We start from the raw sequence: 16,557 nt of genomic DNA, 5'->3' as shown, positions 1-16,557 counted from the left end.
GCGGCCGGTCAAATATTCCGGATTTGCGGCCAAAGGTGAATTTTACCAGTCGCATCAATGACTTGCCGCCGTTGTGGGCAATCGCGCTCCTATAATCCACATCACGCCATTTGCCCGCCCTGACGCCCGCCATGCAATTGCTCGATCCCACAGACGCCCACGCTTTCCTGGAGCGTACGCCCGCCGCGCTTTTTGTCGACTGCCGCAGTGAAATGGAACACCTGTTCGTGGGCCATCCGGCCGGCGCCCATCACGTCTCGTGGAACGATGGCCCGCATTGGGAGGTGAACCCCGAGTTCGTGCCGACCGTGCGCAAACTGACCGGCCATGGAGTCGAGCGTCCCATTGTGCTGATCTGCCGGAGCGGCAATCGCTCAGCCGCTGCGGCGCACGCACTGGAAGAGGCGGGTTTCCGTGATGTGTATGTCGTGCGCCACGGCTTCGAGGGAGACCTGGACAGCACGCGCCATCGCAACACGCTGAATGGCTGGCGTCATGCCGGCCTGCCGTGGGAGCAATGCTAGAAGGGCGCTATCGACCCGATAGTCGATCGACACATGAAAAAAACGCCCGGCAGCGCCATGCTCCGGGCGTTTTTTGTTGATCCGTCTGGCGGGCGATCTTGCCCGCGCGGTAGGTCAGTGCATCGTCACCGGCTGCGTCATCACCGTGTCGAATTTGCCGAGAAAGTCGTCGACTTCTTCAACGGTGGGCTCGCTGGCGATGAGCTTTTTCACGTCCTCACGGAAATGCTCGGCTAACTCGCCGCCGAGGAAGATTTCACGTTTGAGGTTCTTGTCCACGATCTCGTAGCCACCCGCTGCCAGCATGGCGTGTTGGCCGTCTACACCGAACTCAACAACACAGTAGTTGTCGCTGTTGTAGATCATCTGCATGGTGCACCTCCGAGGCGTCAATCGTCTTGCTGTTGTGGGGACTGCTCTACTGCTGCACCGGGTAGATGGGGCCCACGACCATGACTTCAAGGGCCGATCAACTCCCGCCTCCTGACCGTTCTGCCCCATCTGCTCCTTGGGCTTTATGATCGGTCACAAAGTTCGCGAACGCGAGGCGAAATGTGTGACGTGCGTTGTGATCGCGTAACAAGACCTTTCCGCTCCTGCATCGAAAGAAGCAAGCGGCCTTCCGCCATTCGGCGGGTAGACGACGGGCCGTGTGCGGGGCGCCTGCAACTATCGGCAAGGCAAGCAGGCCTTATGGCGTGTCACATTGGCTCCCGCATCCTGCGTGCCCGAGGAATTCATCCAGATCGGTGAGGAAGGCCTCCTCCTGTTCGATAGGCGCCAGGTGCGCTGCGTGCGAAATCACTTTCAAACGGGCGTCGGGAATGAGCGAGGCGATCTCGCGCGCTACTTCCACCGGCGCACCGGTGTCTTGTTCGCCGGTCATGACGAGCGTGGGGCATGCGATGCGTGCAAGCGAGCTGCGTGTGTCGAGCGCCTTGATGGCCAGGCACGTACCGACATAGCCGTGCGGAGGCGTGGCGCGCAGCAAGCCGCGGATGTGTTCAACAACGTCGGGATGGGCTTCACGAAACGGCGTGGTCAGCCAGCGCTGCATCGTGGGTTCGACAATGCCGCTCATGCCGTGCGCTTCGACTTGGCCGATGCGTTCGTCCCACATGGCATGCGCTGACACCGGCGTGTAGCACACGGTGTCGCACAGCGTGAGCGAGAGCAGCCGCTGCGGGTATCGTACGCCCAAAACCTGCCCGACCATGCCGCCCATCGACAGGCCAACGAAATGCACCTGTTCAATCGACAGGGCATCAAGCAAGCCGGCCACATCATCCGCCAATTGGAACAGCGTGTAGGCGCCGTGCGGCGCGCTGGTCTTGCCGTGGCCGCGCGCGTCGTAGCGCAGCACGCGGTGGCGGCTCGCCAGGCGTTGGGCGATGCTGTCCCACAACCGGTGGTCCACGCCCAACGCGTGCGCAAGCACGACCCATGACCCATCTGTGCCGTCGGTACGGTAGTGGATATCGATGCCGTTGGCGCGCACCGTGCCGGAGTTGGAGAGGGCGTTGGCGTCCATGTCAGCCTCCTTCTTGGGACTGGTAGACCAGATCGAATTGCATGCCGTTGGGCTCGGTCTGGCGCAGGCGTACTGGGAGCCAACCGTGATCGGCAGACAGCCAGATCTCTACACGCCGTTTGTCGTCTGCACGGCGCGGCAGGCGTATGAAGTGTTGCGCACGAATCGTGCCGTTCGGGGTGTCGATGGTTTCCTCGCCAACGTGCTGGACGCGGGCCACTTCCACGCTGTCGGTATCGGCGATCGGGAATTCCAGCGTGAGGCCGGGGCTGGCGATCCGCTCGGGGCCGCCACGGGCCAATCCGGTCAATTGTAGGAAGACGCTGAAGCGGTCTTGCGTGCCCTCGGGCAACGGAAGCACGGCCGGCGAGCGGGTGAAAGTGACCGTGGGTGCGCTCTGTGCGCCGGATGCCGGTATGGGATCGGTCGCGTAATGGAACGTCGTCACGTCGGGTTGTCGGCGCCCGCGCACTTCTTCGTAGCGCGTGGGGGTGAGGCCATACGGGCCGACCACACCTGCGCTGCGAAACGCGAGTTTGCCAAAGAAGAGTGGCAACGGAATTTCCACGGCAAGCGTGTAAGTTTTGCCATCGGTGGCCCAGCGGATCACGCCATCTTCGTTGCGCACGCCGTTGACGTAAGTGGCGTACCGCAGCGTGGCTGAGGGCGGCAGCGAGAACGCGTCGCCCGGCGGTGCAGGCGGCCCGCTCGGGCCTTCGCCGCTCAGATCCTTGACCACGCCCGTATCGCCCGAGGCTTGAGCGCCAGCGCTGGTGAATTCGGACGGGTCCATGCTTGCCAGATCGGGCGCGGGCGGCGTGGGTGTCGGCGCCGGAGCGGGTGGGGTCTGAGAACGCGGACGGGGCGAAGCCGGGCGGGCCTTGGGCGCAGCCGGGGGCGTTGGCGGCTGCACGGGCTCGGGATGCAGCAACAGCGTGGGGATGATCTGCTCGGGCGCCGGCGGCCACGTCACCTGACGGCTGCGCGCGATCCACACGACGGCAATGATGTGCAGCACGAGCACGGCCAGCAGCACGAGCCCGAACCGGCCAAGCCGATAGAAGCGACGCCTGCGGGGTTGCACGCGGTCGGTATTCAGTTCGTCAGGATTGCGGGGCGTGGGGTGCAACGTATCCAAGATCGGCAGAAAGCTGTTGTGCGGCCAGCCGCAAGCGCCGCTCCAGCGGGCTGCTCCAAGTGGTGTCGAAGGTGCTTTGTGCGCCCAACGCGATCAGCACGAGACACAATTGGCCGTTGGCGTCGAACACAGGCAGCGACATCGCGTTGATGCCCGGCAATACGCCGCCGTGGATGCGCGAAGCGCCGTGCTTGCGCACGTCTGCGCAGATGGCGTCGTAGGCTTCGAGCGTTTGCGGCAGCTCGGGGTTCTCGGCGCTCGGGGTATTCCCTGCTGCCGTAATGCGGTCGAGTTCGCGCTGGATGAACGCGCGCGTTTGCGCACGCGGCAAGTAAGCGCCGAACACGCGACCGGTGGCCGAGTTCAGCATCGGCATCACGTCGCCCAGGCGCAGGCTGACTGTTACGGGATGGCTGGCTTCTTCCCAGTGGACGATGGCTGGGCCCTGGTTGCCCCACACGGCCAGGCCGATGGTGTGGTCGATCTCGTCGCGCAATGCGGCGGCTGCGGGCCGGGCGCGGCGCATCGGGTCTTGCCGGTTCAGGCTTACCAACCCCATTTCCAGCGCGAACGGCCCCAGGTCGTAGCGGCCTTCGGGCGTTTGCGTGACGAGCCCCAGGCGCGCAAAGCTCACCAGATAGCGGTGCGCCTTGGCGGGGTTCATGGGCGCCGCACGCGCCAGGTCGCGCAGCATCATCGGGCCATCGGTGTGCGTGAGCACTTCCAGCAGCCGGAAGCCGACTTCGATGGACTGGATGCCCGAGCGCGCGGGCGCATCCAGCTCGCCATCGGCATCGGACTCCAGGTCGAGATCGGTGTCGGCGGGCAGCGGTGACATGGTGAGGGGTGAGGGATCAGTTCGGGCCAGTTTAGCCGATGCTAGGTGTACCATCCGCGCAGCCTTTTTCCATACAACGCACATGAAACTCGCCACCCTCAAGGATGGCTCGCGCGACGGCCAGCTGGCCGTGGTTTCGCGGGACCTGAAGACCGCTCACTTCGCCACGCACATCGCCGGCACACTGCAGCGCGCGCTGGACGACTGGGCCTTCCATGCACCGCAGTTGCAGGATCTGTACGACCAGCTCAACGCGGGCCGTGCGCGCCACCCGTTTGCGTTTGACGCCGGCAACTGCATGGCGCCGCTGCCGCGCGCGTACCAATGGGCCGATGGCTCGGCCTATGTGAACCACGTTGAACTGGTGCGCAAGGCACGCGGCGCCGAGATGCCCGCCGAGTTCTGGACCGACCCGCTGATGTACCAGGGTGGTTCGGATGACCTTGCCGGCGCGCATGACCCCATCATCTGCCGCAGCGAAGCGTTCGGCATCGATTTCGAGGCGGAGGTGGCTGTCATTACCGGCGACGTGCCGATGGGCACCGAGCCGGCCGCCGCTGCCGAGGGCATCCGCCTGATCGTGCTGGCCAACGATGTGTCGCTGCGCAACCTGATCCCGGCGGAGCTGGGCAAGGGTTTCGGCTTCTTCCAGAGCAAGCCGGCCACGTCGTTCTCCCCTGTGGCCGTCACGCCCGATGAATTGGGCGGCGCCTGGCGCGAACGCAAGGTGCATCTGCCGATGACGGTGCGCTGGAACAATAAGAAGGTTGGCCAGCCGGAGTGCGGTACCGACATGGTGTTCGACTTCGGCCAGCTGATCGCGCACATCTGCAAGACACGCAACGTGCGCGCGGGCAGCATCGTCGGCTCGGGCACGATTTCCAACGTGGACCGCAGCAAGGGGTACGCGTGCATCGCCGAGAAACGCATGCTGGAAACCCTCGAATCCGGCGCACCCGTCACCGAATACATGCGCTATGGCGACACCGTGAAGATCGAGATGTTCGACGCCAATGGCGTGTCGATTTTCGGGGCGATCGACCAGGAAGTCGTTGCCCCGGGCACGCAGGCGTAAGGCTTAAGCGGATTCGGGTGCCGTTTTCGGACGGCGCCCCCGCTTTGGCGCCGCGGCACCCGCTGTCAGCGCCTGCCCGTGATACCCCAGGCGCAGCGACAGCGTCCGCCCGGCTTCGCGCAGCAGCCGCGAGGCGGGACCTTCCAGGCTGGAATCGAACACGCTGGACAAGCCCAGCGCCGTGATCGCGCCCGCCAGCTTGCCTTGTGAATCGAGCACCGGCACGGCCACCGAATCGATGCCGTGCACCAACGTCCCGCCGATGCGGGCCACGCCTTCCTGCCGCACCGCCTGCCAGCGAGCGCGGCAGTTCAGCCAGTCGGTCAGGCCGGCCTTGCCGGCGCCGGGGCCGCGCAGTTCGCGGTCGATGAGCGAGACGATCTGGATTTCCGGCATCCACGCGGCGCACGCCTGGCCCGTGGCCGAGTTCAGCAGCGGCATGACCGAGCCGACCCGCACGTTGACCGCCACCGGGCGGCCGCTGTCTTCCCAGCGCACGATGACGGGGCCGCGCGAGGTCCAGATCGACAGAAACACGCTTTCGTTCAGCCGTTCGGCCAGCTTGGGCAGCAGGTTGCTGCCTTCACGCACGAAATCCACGTCGGACAGCGCCGACAGCCCCACCTGCAATGCCTGTGCGCCCAACCGGTAGCGGGCGGAGGCGGGGTCCTGTTCCACAAAACCCATGCGCTCCAGCGACACCAGGTAGCGGTGAACCTTTGCGCGCGGCATGCCGAGCTGGCGGCCCAGTTCGGAGACGGCGTGTGCGCCACCGGCATGCGCCATCGCTGAAAGCACGCTCAGCGCGATCTCGGCGGACTGGATGCCGGCGCTGGTGCGTTCAGGCGCGGCGTCTTCTGCGGGCAAATCGTCGGGCGAGGTATCCGGCGGCAGGGGAGCGTCGATGGGCATCTTGAAGTCTCGGGTGTCGCTTTATAAGATACGCGTTACGTTAAAAGATACAACCGGCGCGGCGGCCCGCGCGCTGGAAAAGACCTCGAAACCCGGGAGACGCCATGAAGCTGTCGATCTTTTCCGTGCAGGACCACTACCCCGACCGGCCCCGCAGTCTGCCGCAACTCTACGCAGACGTCATCGCCCAGGCGCGTCATGCCGAAGCGCTCGGCTACGACACCTTCTGGGTGGCCGAGCATCACTTTCACGAGTACGGCGCCGTTCCCAACCCTGCGGTCTTTCTCTCGCATCTGGCCGCGCAGACGCAACGCCTGCAGCTGGGCACGGCCATCTCCATCCTCACCTTCCACCATCCGGCCACCGTGGCGGAGAACTACGCGATGGTCGATGCGCTTTCGGGCGGACGGCTGTCGCTGGGCGTGGGCTCCGGCTATCTCAAGCACGAGTTCGAAGGCTACGACGTCGACCCCGCCATCAAGCGCGAGCGCTTTGACGAAGCATTGATGCTCGTCGAGCGCTTGCTCGCTGGCGAGCGCGTGCACCACGCGGGCCAGTTCCACACGCTGCGCGACGTGCGCCTCAACGTTCTGCCGGTGCAGGCCCGCGTGCCGATCCACGTGGCGATCCTGCGGCGCGAGGCGGCGTATCACATTGGCCGGCAGCGGCGGCGCATGCTCTTCGTGCCGTATGCCTCGGTCGACAGCTTCGACGACATCCGCACGTTGATGGACGATTACCGGCGCGGCCTGGCCGAAGCGGGCATTGCCGACACGCGCGGCATGGCGGCCGTCGCGCTGCACACGCACGTAGGCCCCACCGAAGCCGCCGTGCGTGCGACGGCCGCCGACGCGTTCGATCTGTACGTCGCCACGCGCCTCTACGCGCGCCGCCAAACCTACGACGATGTGCTGGCCAGCGGCCTGTCGTTATTCGGCACGCCCGACGCGGTGGCCGAGAAGCTCGCGCGGCTGTCCGACATGGGCGTCGATCACGTGATGGCGCTGCATAACTTCGGCCTGATGCCGCAATCGGCCGTGCTCGAATCGATGCGCGCGTTGGTGGAGGATGCGTTGCCGCGTGCCGGCATCACTGCGCTCGCTGCCTGAACCTGTCTAGCCTGGGCGACTCCGCATCGCCAAACCGCCGCAAAACCGCTACGCTCTTTGCCAAACCACGGGAGGAGACCCCCAATGCAGCGACCGAAGTGGCGACATGCGGGCGTACTGGTTGGTTTGGCTTTGCTGTCTTCCGCCGCGCTGGCGGACATCCGCATCGGGGTGACGGTGTCGGCCACTGGGCCGCAGGCCTCGCTGGGGCAGCCCGAGAAGAACGCCACCACGCTGTGGCCGCGCGAGATCGGCGGTGAGAAGGTCGACGTGATTGTCCTGGACGACGCGTCGGACACCACGCGCGCTGTCACCAACACGCGCAAGCTGATGAGCGAGTCCAACGTGGACGTGATCGTGGGCTCGTCCACGACACCGAATACGCTGGCGATGATCGACGCGGCGGCCGAGGGGAGGACGCCCGTGATTTCGCTGGCCTCATCCGCCAGGTTGGTCGAGCCGATGGATGCGAAGCGGCGCTGGATCTTTAAGACGCCGCACTCGGATTCGCACATGGCATCGCTCATTGCCGAGCACGCCGCCGCGCATGGCGTGAAGACCATCGCCTACATCGGTTTTGCGAATGCGCTGGGCGAGGCCTTCCTGGCGGAGGTGCAGCGCTTTGCTGATCTCAAGCACATCCGCATCACCGATACCGAGCGTTTTTCGCCCACCGACAACAGCGTGACCGCGCAGGTGCTGCATCTGCTGGCCAACAAGCCCGACGCGGTGGTGATTGGCGGCTCCGGAACGCCCGCCGCGCTGCCGGCCCGGGCGCTGGCCGAGCGCGGCTACACCGGCAAGATCTACTTCAATCACGGCGTTTCCAACAACGATTTCGTCAGGCTGTGCGGCAAGGATTGCGAAGGCGCCTACGTGCCGACCGGCCCCGTGATGGTCGCCGCCGAATTGTCCGACACCAACCCTGCCAAGAAGCAGGCGCTGGATTTTGCGCGTCGCTACGAGGCCGCCTTCGGCAAGGGAAGCGTGTCGATCTTCGCCGCCTACACGGGTGACATCGGCGTGCTGTTGCAGCGTGCGGTGCCGGTGGCGCTCAATCGGGCCAAGCCGGGCACGCCGGCCTTTCGCGAGGCGCTGCGCGACGCACTGGAGCAGGTGCGCGATCTGCCCACCAGCACCGGCGTGGTCAACATGAGCCCGCAAGACCACGTGGGCCTCGACCAGCGCGCCCGCGTGATGGCACAGATCCGCCGCGGCCAATGGCATTTGGCCGATACCGCAAAGTGACGGCGGCGCACATCCCGCGTTGCACGTGCGATCTCATCCGCTATGCTTGATCCATTACCTCGGACGCCATGACCTCGCTCGCTCCCCGCTTTGCCCGCTATCAGGCGCTGACGCTCGTCCAGCACGGCCCCATCCTTGAAATCGTGATGGGCGCGGCGCAGTCGGCCAACCGCAAGCTGTCCACTGCCGATGCCGGCCTGCACCGCGAGCTGGCGGAGATCTGGCGCGATGTGTCCGCCGAGCCCTCGGTGCGCGTCGCGCTCATCCGCGGTGAGGGCAAGGGCTTCTCGGCCGGCGGCGATCTGCACCTCGTCGAGCAGATGGCCGAAGACTTCGACGTGCGCACGCGCGTCTGGCACGAGGCGCGGGACCTCGTCTACAACGTCATCAACTGCGACAAGCCCATTGTCAGCGCCATGCACGGCCCGGCCGTGGGGGCAGGGCTGGTCGCCGGATTGCTGGCCGATATTTCCATCGCCGCCAAGGACGCCCGCATCGTCGATGGCCACACCCGCCTGGGCGTGGCAGCGGGCGACCATGCGGCCATTGTCTGGCCGCTGTTGTGCGGCATGGCCAAGGCCAAGTACTACTTGCTGCTATGCGAGTCCATGACGGGCGAGGAGGCCGAGCGCATTGGGCTGGTCTCGCTAGCCGTGCCCGAAGCGGATCTCGTCAACTGCGCATTCGAAATCGCCGAGCGCTTGGCGGCGGGTTCGCAGACGGCCATCCGCTGGACCAAGTACGCGCTGAACAACTGGTTGCGCTTAGCGGGTCCAAGTTTTGATACATCGCTGGCGCTTGAATTCATGGGTTTTGCGGGCCCCGACGTTCGCGAGGGCATTGCGAGCCTGCGCCAGAAGCGTCCGCCCACGTTTGATGGCGCCTGATAGGAAACACGCCCGTGCGCCCGACCCCGACCGATTTGTAGGAGACACCATGTTCACCCAGATGCCCAATTTCGCCGAAGGCGGTTTCGATTTTCTGCGCAAGCTGTGGGGCGGCGGCTTTGCCGGGATGGCCGGTGGCGGCATGCCCAACATGGCCAGCTTTGCCGCGCCGCCGATGGATCTCGAGGAAATCGACAAGCGCATCCACGACCTGCGCGCTGTTGAGGGCTGGCTGCAACTGAACGCCAGCCTGCTGCGCACGGCAATCCAGGGCCTGGAAGTGCAGCGCGCCACGCTGGTGGCTTTGCAGACCTTCGGCTCCGCGCTGACGCCCGATGCCATGAAGTCCGCGTTCGACGGCCTGACGCCGAGCGCGTCCTCGACTGACGAAGAATCCAAGCCCGCGTGGCCGCACACGGCCGCCACAGCCAAGCCGGCCGAAGACGAACCGCCGCCCGAAGACGAGGCCGAGGCGGAAGAAGACACTGACGACGACCAAGCCGAAGCCCGCGCCGAGAATGTCCAGGCTCAGGCCCAGGCCGCCGCGCAGGCGCAAGCTGCCGCACGTGCCGCCGCAGCCGCGCTGGACCCCTCGCCGTGGTGGAACATGCTGCAGCAGCAGTTCAACCAGATCGCCAGCTCCGCTGCCGCCGCCATGCCGATGCCGCAGAACCTGATGCCGGGTTTCCCAGGAGGCTTCCCTGGGTTTGCGGGGGCTCCAGGCGCGGAAGGGCTGGACGCGGCGCCGGAAGACATCGAAGACAAGACGGCGCCGGCCAAGCCCAAGCGCGCTGCCGCCAAGCCGGCGCAGAAGCCGGCCACCAAGACGCCTGCGGGCAGCACGGCCAAGCCAGCCACCAAGAAGGCGGCTGCCAAGAAAGCGCCGGCGAAATCTGCGCCGCGCAAGCCCGCCAACGACACGCCCTGATCGATGTCGCCAGACTGCACTGCGCTCTTGATGATGGGCGGCGGCGCGCGGGCCGCCTATCAGGTGGGTGTGCTGCGCGGCATCGCGGAGTTGGCGCGGGAGTACGCGCCGGGGGTGGCTCGCACGCCGTTCGACGTCATTTGCGGTACGTCGGCGGGGGCGATCAACAGTTTGGGCCTCGCACGCGGCGCACAGGATTTCACGCTCGCCACCGAGGCGCTCACCCAGCTCTGGGGCAGCCTGCATGCCGATCGTGTCTATCGCACGGACGTGGGCCGCGTGGGCTCCAGCGGTGCCCGGTGGCTGACCGCGTTGGCGTTCGGCTGGATGACCGGCCGCACGCCGCGCGCGCTGTTCGACAATACGCCGCTGCGTGAACTGCTTGAGTCGCAACACGACGGTCAGCAGGTGCAGGCCGCATTCGATGCCGGAGCGCTGCGCGCGCTGGCCATCACCGCGCTGTCATACACCACTGGGCGCCATGTCACGTTCTATCAGTCGCCGCATGTGGTGCTGCCGTGGCGGCGTTCGCAACGGATTGCGGTATCCGATGAGATCGGCGTCTCGCACATGCTCGCCTCGTCGAGCATCCCGTTCATCTTCCCAGCCGAGCCGGTGCCGCTCGAAGGTAACGACGAATGGTTCGGCGACGGCACGATGCGCCAGATGTCGCCGTTGAGCCCGGCCATTCATTTGGGCGCGAATCGCATTCTGGTGGTGGGCGCCGCGTCTCGCTCGCAGCCGGGCTGGTACGACACGGTGCCGGCGTCCGGCTATCCGTCGCTCGCGCAGATCGCGGGGCAGGCGCTGGCGAGCATCTTTCTTGACGGGCTCTCGGCCGATATCGAACGGCTGCAGCACGTCAACGCAGTGGTGGCCCGCAACCCCGAGATTGCCGACGCGCGCGACGGCTGGCGCAAGATCGAAGTGCTGGTGATGGCGCCGTCCGAGCGCATCGAGCTGATTGCCTCGCGCCACGTGCAGCGCCTGCCGGGCACGGTGCGTGCGCTCCTCAAGCCGCTGGGCGGCACCGAAGCGCGCGGTGCGGCATTCGCGAGCTATCTGCTCTTCGAACCCGAGTTCACGCAAGAATTGATCGACCTGGGCGAGCGCGACGTACAAGCCCGTCGCGACGAGCTGGCCGCGTTCCTGTACGGCGCGATTCCTGACACGATGCGCGCAGCCTGATCAGCGCGACGAGCGTGTCGACGGTTCAGCCAACAGCGCATCGATGCGCTTGATGAGCGCGGGGTCGCTCGGCTCGATGCTGCTCGGGAACACCGCCGCTACGCGGCCGGTGCGGTCCAGCAGATATTTGTGAAAGTTCCACTTGGGCGGCTGGCCCGTCTGCGTCGCCAGCCACGAATACAGCGGCGACGCGCCCGCGCCAACCACCGCTGTCTTCGAGAACATCGGGAATTTCACGCCATACGTGTTGTAGCAAAAGTCGGCGATCTGCTTGCTGTTGCCGGGTTCTTGCTGAAAGTCGTTCGACGGAAAACCCAGCACCGCCAGGCCCTTGTCGCGGTACTTCGCGTACAGCGCTTCGAGCCCTTCGTACTGATGCGTGTAGCCGCAATAGCTGGCGGTGTTGACTACCAGTACGACGCGGCCGGCGTACTGGCAGAGGTCTTGCGGCGCATCGTCCTGCAAGCGCTTGACGCGAAAGTTCAGGCTGGCGGGGCAGGCGCCTGCGGCAGCCGGTGCTTGCGCGGTGGTTGGGGCGCTCGAAGTGGCGGCATGCCCCGTGCGTGGCAGCAGCAACGCGATCACGGCAATGGCAATCGCAATGGCGATCATCAGCAGATGATGTCGACGCAGCACACCCGACGCGTGCAATTGCAGGCGCGGCCGACGCGCGGAAACGGTGGCAGAAAGCAACATGGCGAATCTCCAAAAGCGGACGCTCAGCCGGCGAGCCGGAATTTGTCTTCAGTCTAGGGTATAACGCCCCGGGGTCGCCTCAGGTGAAATGTGCGGTATGCGTTGCGCGCCATTCGCCCCACGAATTGCAGCGCTTCCTATACTGGAAACCTTGCCGGGCGGTGCCCGGTCTGACACAAAAGACGGACGGCCACCGCGCTGCCGATCACATCGCGGCTTACCGCGAGACAATGCGCGATCGCATCGCGTGTGAGGGGGTCGCCAAGCCACGTTGCGATTGTGGCGCCGGCAGGCCTGTTGTCACGAGGAAACGGGCGGCGCAGAACTTTGCTCCGGCAACCACGAAAATCGGGGGCTGGTCAAGCATGTCTGCTAGAATCCGCCTGCAAATTCAAAGGCTTACCATGCTCTATCCCGAATTGTTCAAGTCGTTGGAAGCGGTCCGCTGGAATATGGAAAAGGATATTCCGTGGGACACGTTCGATGCGTCGCTGCTGACCGACGCGCAAGCGCAGACCATCAAGATGAATGCCATCACCGAGTGGTCTGCCCTGCCGGCCACCGAGATGTTCCTGCGTGACAATCGTCACGACTCCGATTTTTCGGCGTTCATGAGCGTGTGGTTCTTTGAAGAGCAGAAGCACTCGCTGGTGCTGATGGAATATCTGCGCCGCTTCCGCCCTGAGCTCGTACCGACCGAAGAAGAGTTGCACAACGTGCGCTTCGAGTTCGATCCGGCCCCGCCGCTGGAAACGCTGATGCTGCACTTCTGCGGCGAGATCCGCCTGAACCACTGGTATCGCCGTGCCTCCGAATGGCACACCGAGCCGGTCATCAAGGCAATCTACAAGCATCTGTCGCAGGACGAAGCCCGCCACGGCGGCGCCTACCTGCGCTACATGAAGAAATACCTCGGCCAGTTCGGCGACAGCGCGCGCAGCGCATTCGCCAAGATCGGCGTCTTGATGGCTTCGGCGCGCCGCACCGAAAAGCCGCTCCACCCGACCAATCTGCACGTGAACAAGGCGCTGTTCCCGCAAGACACCGTGCAGTCGCGCCTGCCGAACCCGGACTGGCTGGAGCACTGGCTGGACGAGCAGATCAAGTTCGACGCCGGCTGGGAAAAGAAGGTCATCGAGCGCATCCTGCACAACATGGGTCTGCTGTTCGAGCGCACCTTCGAAACCGTGCAAGACCTGAACCGCTACCGCAAGGAACTCAACGCGCGTCTGCTCGGCTCGGCCGAACAAGCTGCCTGATCCTTGCCACTGGCAGTGAGCGGCCCATCGATTCGATGGGCCGTTTTGTTTTCCACCCCGATTTCGCCTTCGCCATGACCGCTCGCCAGCCCGCGCCCGCCTTTGAACAGAAGATCTGCGACTCCGTCGATGTGGAAGCCCGCGTGCGTGCCTTGCCGCGCCCACTGGTCTTCACCAACGGCGTGTTCGACATCCTGCATCGCGGGCACGCCACGTATCTGGCGCAGGCGCGCGCACTGGGCGCTTCGCTGGTGGTGGGCGTGAATACCGATGCCTCGGTACGGATGCTGGGCAAGGGTGACGACCGCCCGCTCAACACGCAGGACGATCGCCTGGCCGTGCTGGCTGCGCTGGAAGCGGTGAGTCTGGTGGTGTTGTTTGCCGAGCGAACCCCGGTCGAACTCATCCAGCGCGTGCGTCCCGACATCTACGTCAAGGGCGGCGACTATGACATCGATGCGCTGGAAGAAACGCGTGTCGTGCGTAGCTGGGGCGGCACGGCGCTGGCGATTCCCTTTGAGCACGATCGCTCGACGACGGCGCTGCTCAAGCGCGTGCGCGCGTCGTCCTGAACGCTTAGCGCGATGCCGTGACTGCCGCGCAAGCGTGCAGGTCTTCGGCTCCCAGCGTTTTCTTCAGTGCGGCCAGTTGGGCTGCGACGCCCGATGCCGCATCGGCGGTGGTGCTCACACGTAGCGAGGTCTGCGAGCCGAGCCGGCGCGTTTGCGTGACCACGGCCGTGCGCACATCCTTAGCGCGCAGTTCGTCCAGACGCTGCTGCGCGCGCTCCTTGTCGCGGAACAGACCGAGCGACACCACAAACGTATTGCCTTCCTGCACGATGGCTGAATCCGCCACGTTGCGGCGTTTGAGTTCGGCCACCTTGCGATCGGCGTCGTCGCGCGTGTCGCGGGCCGGCATGTGGACCCACCAGCGGTTGTCTTCCTGGCGCGTGATGCGCTCAACCTGCACGCCGGCCAGCTGCTTGAGCTGGTCGATGCCTCGCGTGGCCTGTGCTTCGGTCAGGCCGCCGAGTTCGGTGCAACTGCCGCCGCTGTCAGAGGTGGTAGTGGTGGTCAGAGCCGTATGCTCGATGTTCGCTTGCGGACTCGATGCGGCAGGCGCCGACGCCGCCGGCGGCGAGCCTGGCGCCGATTGGGGTAAGGCGGTGGCCGGTGCAGAAGCGGGTGCCGGTTCGAGAATACGGATTGCTTCGGTGCGGATCTGGCGGCGCATGCGATCGGGCTCGCGCTCGCTCTCGAACCACGCCTTGGACACTTCTGGCCCGAACACGCCGGTATTGGCCGCGAGCAGAACGCCGTTGACGAGCAGCAGGAGCAGCAGGGCGAGGCGAAGCGTCATGGTGCGAACGGACGTGGATTCGGACGGTGGCTCGGAATGCAGGAACACAGCAGCAACAACGGTAAGACGTCAGACGAAAACTGCAGCCCGGCCGACCGAGGCTAGGCCAGCGTCGCGGCACCTTCCCGGCGCGCGCGCGCCAGCACCTGCAGGCCGAGCAGCACGAGATTATCGTGCATCTGGAACGGCATGCGCAGATGCGGCCCCAGCGCGGCGCGTGCTCCGCCGCTCAGCACGCAGCGTGCCGGGCCGGGGTATTGCTTCTGCAGTGCCATCCACGTCTGCGCAATTGCGCCCGCCTGTGCGATGACGCAGCCCAGCGCGATGGCGTCCTGCGTATTGTCGGCCCAGGGCGGCGCAACGACGTCGCCCGCACTCAGGTAGCTGACATCGACTTCGGGCAACTGCGCCGTGTTGCGTGACAGCGCGCGCATCATCAATGTGAGGCCGGGAAGGATCAGGCCGCCGGCAAACAGGCCATCGGGCGTGACGATGTCGAGTGTGGTGGCGGTGCCTGCGGTTACCAGCAGCAGGGCCGCGTTGGGCCACAAGTGGCGTGCGCCGACCGCGCCAACCCAACGATCAGTGCCAAGCTGCGTTGGGTCGCGATATCCGTTGCGCAGGCCGGCGGTGGCATCTTCCGACGCGGCAATGCGCACGCGTGCCCCGTCGAACACGCGGGCGATGCGCGCGGTGAGTGCATCGCGCAGTGCCGGGCCAGCCACCGCGCTGATCCACACCTCGGGTGGGGCAACACCGGAGGCGTGGCAATCGCGCCAGTCTTCCACCAGTTCAGCCAATCGATCGTGCGCACGGGCGCCCGCATGCTGCCAGGGTGTGCCGCCGGGTTCTTCGGGCAGGGCGAGTTCGGCATCGGCACCACCGGCAATCCATGCCCACTTAATGCGCGTATTTCCCGCGTCGATCAGCAACAGCGGACGGGCGGGGGCGGCGTGCGCGGCAGAGACTTTCAGGCGCGTCATGGCTGTTCCGCGTCTGCGCTGCGCAAGGAAACCTCGCCGCTGTGGATCCACTGCACACGTCCGCCAGATTCGATCGCCAGCCGGCCTTGTGCATCGATGCCATGCGCCACGCCTTCGAGCACCATGGTGCCGTCCTGCCACAGGCGCACCCGCTCGCCGGCAAAGGCATCGCGGGCGGCAAACGGCGCAACGAACGGCGCCAGGCCCTGTGCGCCGAAGCGCTGCAGGTGTTCACCCAGCGACGTGAGCAGTGCCGAGAACACGGCATTCGGCTCTGGCGCATCCACCAGTTCTTCCACGCCTGACAGGCCGCGGCCCAGCGTGTTTTCCAGCACGCGCGGCCGTTCCAGGTTCAGGCCGATGCCGATGACGGCCCAGGTCCGGCCCGGCTCTGTCCGCACGGTCTCGACCAGGATGCCGGCCAGCTTGCGCCCCGCAATTTGCACATCGTTGGGCCATTTCAGTGCGAGCGCCTGTCCGCTCCCGCCCCGGGCGTCCGCGTACCCAGCCACGGCGTCGGCCACGGCCACACCCACGGCCAAGCTCAGTCCGCCAAGCTGCGCGGGCTCGCCCGCAAAGGCGCAGGCGATGGAGAAGGTCAGGCCGTGGTCGCCACCCCACGGGCGGCCTTGGCGACCGCGCCCGGCGGTCTGGCGCTGCGCGGCCAGCACGCGCGCGCCCAGCAGCGGCGCGGCGCCGGCTGGGGCGGGAATCGTCGTGCTGGCAGGCCAGGCGGCATCACGCACGGCGGCCATCAGGTCGGCGCTGGTGGAGCCGGTGGTCTCAACCACATCGACAGGCCAGCCGGCAGCCGGGCCGCTGGGCTGGATGCGCTCGCGCGCAAGGCGCCACCGCGCGGAGGGTTCGGCAAGAGACATA

18 protein-coding genes are annotated in these 16,557 nt (G+C 65.9%); 9 read left to right on the top strand and 9 right to left on the bottom strand.

Annotated elements, in window-relative coordinates; genetic code table 11:
• The first annotated feature begins 131 nt into the window (after positions 1-131).
• Positions 132-524 carry a rhodanese-like domain-containing protein gene (locus BG83_RS0111300; RefSeq protein WP_024976820.1) on the top strand — a complete coding sequence of 131 codons (393 nt, stop codon included), beginning with the start codon at positions 132-134 and terminating at the stop codon, positions 522-524.
• Positions 525-638: 114 nt separating this feature from the next.
• Here the strand turns inward: BG83_RS0111300 and BG83_RS0111295 are convergent, their stop codons facing one another.
• From BG83_RS0111295 to BG83_RS0111280, 4 genes are all read right to left on the bottom strand, one after another.
• The gene (locus BG83_RS0111295; protein WP_012760982.1) at positions 639-896 is read right to left on the bottom strand and encodes a DUF3567 domain-containing protein; all 258 of its coding nucleotides are present in this window, start codon (positions 894-896) and stop codon (positions 639-641) included.
• A 319-nt stretch (positions 897-1,215) separates the two neighbouring features.
• Positions 1,216-2,055, bottom strand: a complete 840-nt coding sequence (gene pcaD, locus BG83_RS0111290) for a 3-oxoadipate enol-lactonase (protein WP_024976819.1) — start codon at positions 2,053-2,055, stop codon at positions 1,216-1,218.
• 1 nt (position 2,056) lies between these two features.
• Positions 2,057-3,193, bottom strand: coding sequence for a DUF3108 domain-containing protein (locus tag BG83_RS0111285; RefSeq protein ID WP_024976818.1), 1,137 nt, complete (start codon positions 3,191-3,193; stop codon positions 2,057-2,059).
• Positions 3,159-4,031, bottom strand: a complete 873-nt coding sequence (locus BG83_RS0111280) for an IclR family transcriptional regulator (protein ID WP_024976817.1) — start codon at positions 4,029-4,031, stop codon at positions 3,159-3,161. The genes BG83_RS0111285 and BG83_RS0111280 overlap by 35 nt, the downstream gene beginning before the upstream one ends.
• An 82-nt stretch (positions 4,032-4,113) precedes the next feature.
• On the opposite strand from BG83_RS0111280, the gene BG83_RS0111275 reads away from it, so the two are divergent.
• Entirely contained in the window at positions 4,114-5,106 is a 993-nt protein-coding gene (locus BG83_RS0111275; protein ID WP_024976816.1) for a fumarylacetoacetate hydrolase family protein, read from the top strand.
• A 3-nt stretch (positions 5,107-5,109) separates the two neighbouring features.
• Here BG83_RS0111275 and BG83_RS0111270 read toward each other — a convergent pair whose 3' ends face one another.
• Positions 5,110-6,018: an IclR family transcriptional regulator gene (locus BG83_RS0111270; protein ID WP_024976815.1), complete on the bottom strand. Its 909-nt coding sequence runs from the start codon at positions 6,016-6,018 to the stop codon at positions 5,110-5,112.
• A gap of 104 nt (positions 6,019-6,122) precedes the next feature.
• Between BG83_RS0111270 and BG83_RS0111265 the strand changes: the two genes are divergently transcribed.
• The 5 genes from BG83_RS0111265 to BG83_RS0111245 all read left to right on the top strand — a co-directional run bounded on the left by BG83_RS0111265 (position 6,123) and on the right by BG83_RS0111245 (position 11,378).
• Positions 6,123-7,127: an LLM class flavin-dependent oxidoreductase gene (locus tag BG83_RS0111265; protein ID WP_024976814.1), complete on the top strand. Its 1,005-nt coding sequence runs from the start codon at positions 6,123-6,125 to the stop codon at positions 7,125-7,127.
• A gap of 84 nt (positions 7,128-7,211) precedes the next feature.
• Positions 7,212-8,375: an ABC transporter substrate-binding protein gene (locus BG83_RS0111260; RefSeq protein ID WP_024976813.1), complete on the top strand. Its 1,164-nt coding sequence runs from the start codon at positions 7,212-7,214 to the stop codon at positions 8,373-8,375.
• Between the two features lie 68 nt (positions 8,376-8,443).
• Positions 8,444-9,262 carry an enoyl-CoA hydratase/isomerase family protein gene (locus BG83_RS0111255; protein ID WP_024976812.1) on the top strand — a complete coding sequence of 273 codons (819 nt, stop codon included), beginning with the start codon at positions 8,444-8,446 and terminating at the stop codon, positions 9,260-9,262.
• A gap of 49 nt (positions 9,263-9,311) precedes the next feature.
• Positions 9,312-10,190: a PhaM family polyhydroxyalkanoate granule multifunctional regulatory protein gene (locus BG83_RS0111250; RefSeq protein ID WP_024976811.1), complete on the top strand. Its 879-nt coding sequence runs from the start codon at positions 9,312-9,314 to the stop codon at positions 10,188-10,190.
• A 3-nt stretch (positions 10,191-10,193) separates the two neighbouring features.
• On the top strand, positions 10,194-11,378 hold the full coding sequence (locus BG83_RS0111245; RefSeq protein ID WP_051541470.1) for a patatin-like phospholipase family protein: 1,185 nt from the start codon (positions 10,194-10,196) through the stop codon (positions 11,376-11,378).
• Here BG83_RS0111245 and BG83_RS0111240 read toward each other — a convergent pair whose 3' ends face one another.
• Positions 11,379-12,074: a glutathione peroxidase gene (locus BG83_RS0111240; RefSeq protein WP_024976809.1), complete on the bottom strand. Its 696-nt coding sequence runs from the start codon at positions 12,072-12,074 to the stop codon at positions 11,379-11,381.
• Between the two features lie 404 nt (positions 12,075-12,478).
• Here BG83_RS0111240 and BG83_RS0111235 point away from each other — a divergent pair, with 404 nt between their 5' ends.
• Both BG83_RS0111235 and rfaE2 read left to right on the top strand, forming a co-directional pair.
• Positions 12,479-13,333 (top strand): ferritin, encoded by an 855-nt coding sequence (locus BG83_RS0111235; protein WP_009239234.1) that lies wholly within the window; start codon positions 12,479-12,481, stop codon positions 13,331-13,333.
• A 74-nt stretch (positions 13,334-13,407) separates the two neighbouring features.
• On the top strand, positions 13,408-13,905 hold the full coding sequence (gene rfaE2 / locus BG83_RS0111230) for a D-glycero-beta-D-manno-heptose 1-phosphate adenylyltransferase (RefSeq protein ID WP_024976808.1): 498 nt from the start codon (positions 13,408-13,410) through the stop codon (positions 13,903-13,905).
• Positions 13,906-13,909: 4 nt separating this feature from the next.
• On the opposite strand, the gene BG83_RS0111225 is transcribed toward rfaE2, so the two are convergent.
• The 3 genes from BG83_RS0111225 to BG83_RS0111215 all read right to left on the bottom strand — a co-directional run bounded on the left by BG83_RS0111225 (position 13,910) and on the right by BG83_RS0111215 (position 16,556).
• Complete coding sequence (locus tag BG83_RS0111225; protein WP_024976807.1) at positions 13,910-14,695, bottom strand: SPOR domain-containing protein; 786 nt, start codon at positions 14,693-14,695, stop codon at positions 13,910-13,912.
• 101 nt (positions 14,696-14,796) lie between these two features.
• Positions 14,797-15,678 (bottom strand): type III pantothenate kinase, encoded by an 882-nt coding sequence (locus tag BG83_RS0111220; protein ID WP_024976806.1) that lies wholly within the window; start codon positions 15,676-15,678, stop codon positions 14,797-14,799.
• Positions 15,675-16,556 carry a biotin--[acetyl-CoA-carboxylase] ligase gene (locus BG83_RS0111215; RefSeq protein ID WP_024976805.1) on the bottom strand — a complete coding sequence of 294 codons (882 nt, stop codon included), beginning with the start codon at positions 16,554-16,556 and terminating at the stop codon, positions 15,675-15,677. Before BG83_RS0111215 ends, BG83_RS0111220 begins: the two co-directional genes overlap by 4 nt.
• Position 16,557: the final 1 nt, after the last annotated feature.

The sequence above is a fragment of the Ralstonia pickettii genome, assembly GCF_000607165.1.
Taxonomy (GTDB): domain Bacteria; phylum Pseudomonadota; class Gammaproteobacteria; order Burkholderiales; family Burkholderiaceae; genus Ralstonia; species Ralstonia holmesii.
The sequence above is the reverse complement of the archived record's forward strand: the minus strand, read 5'-3'. Positions and strand labels throughout refer to the sequence as shown.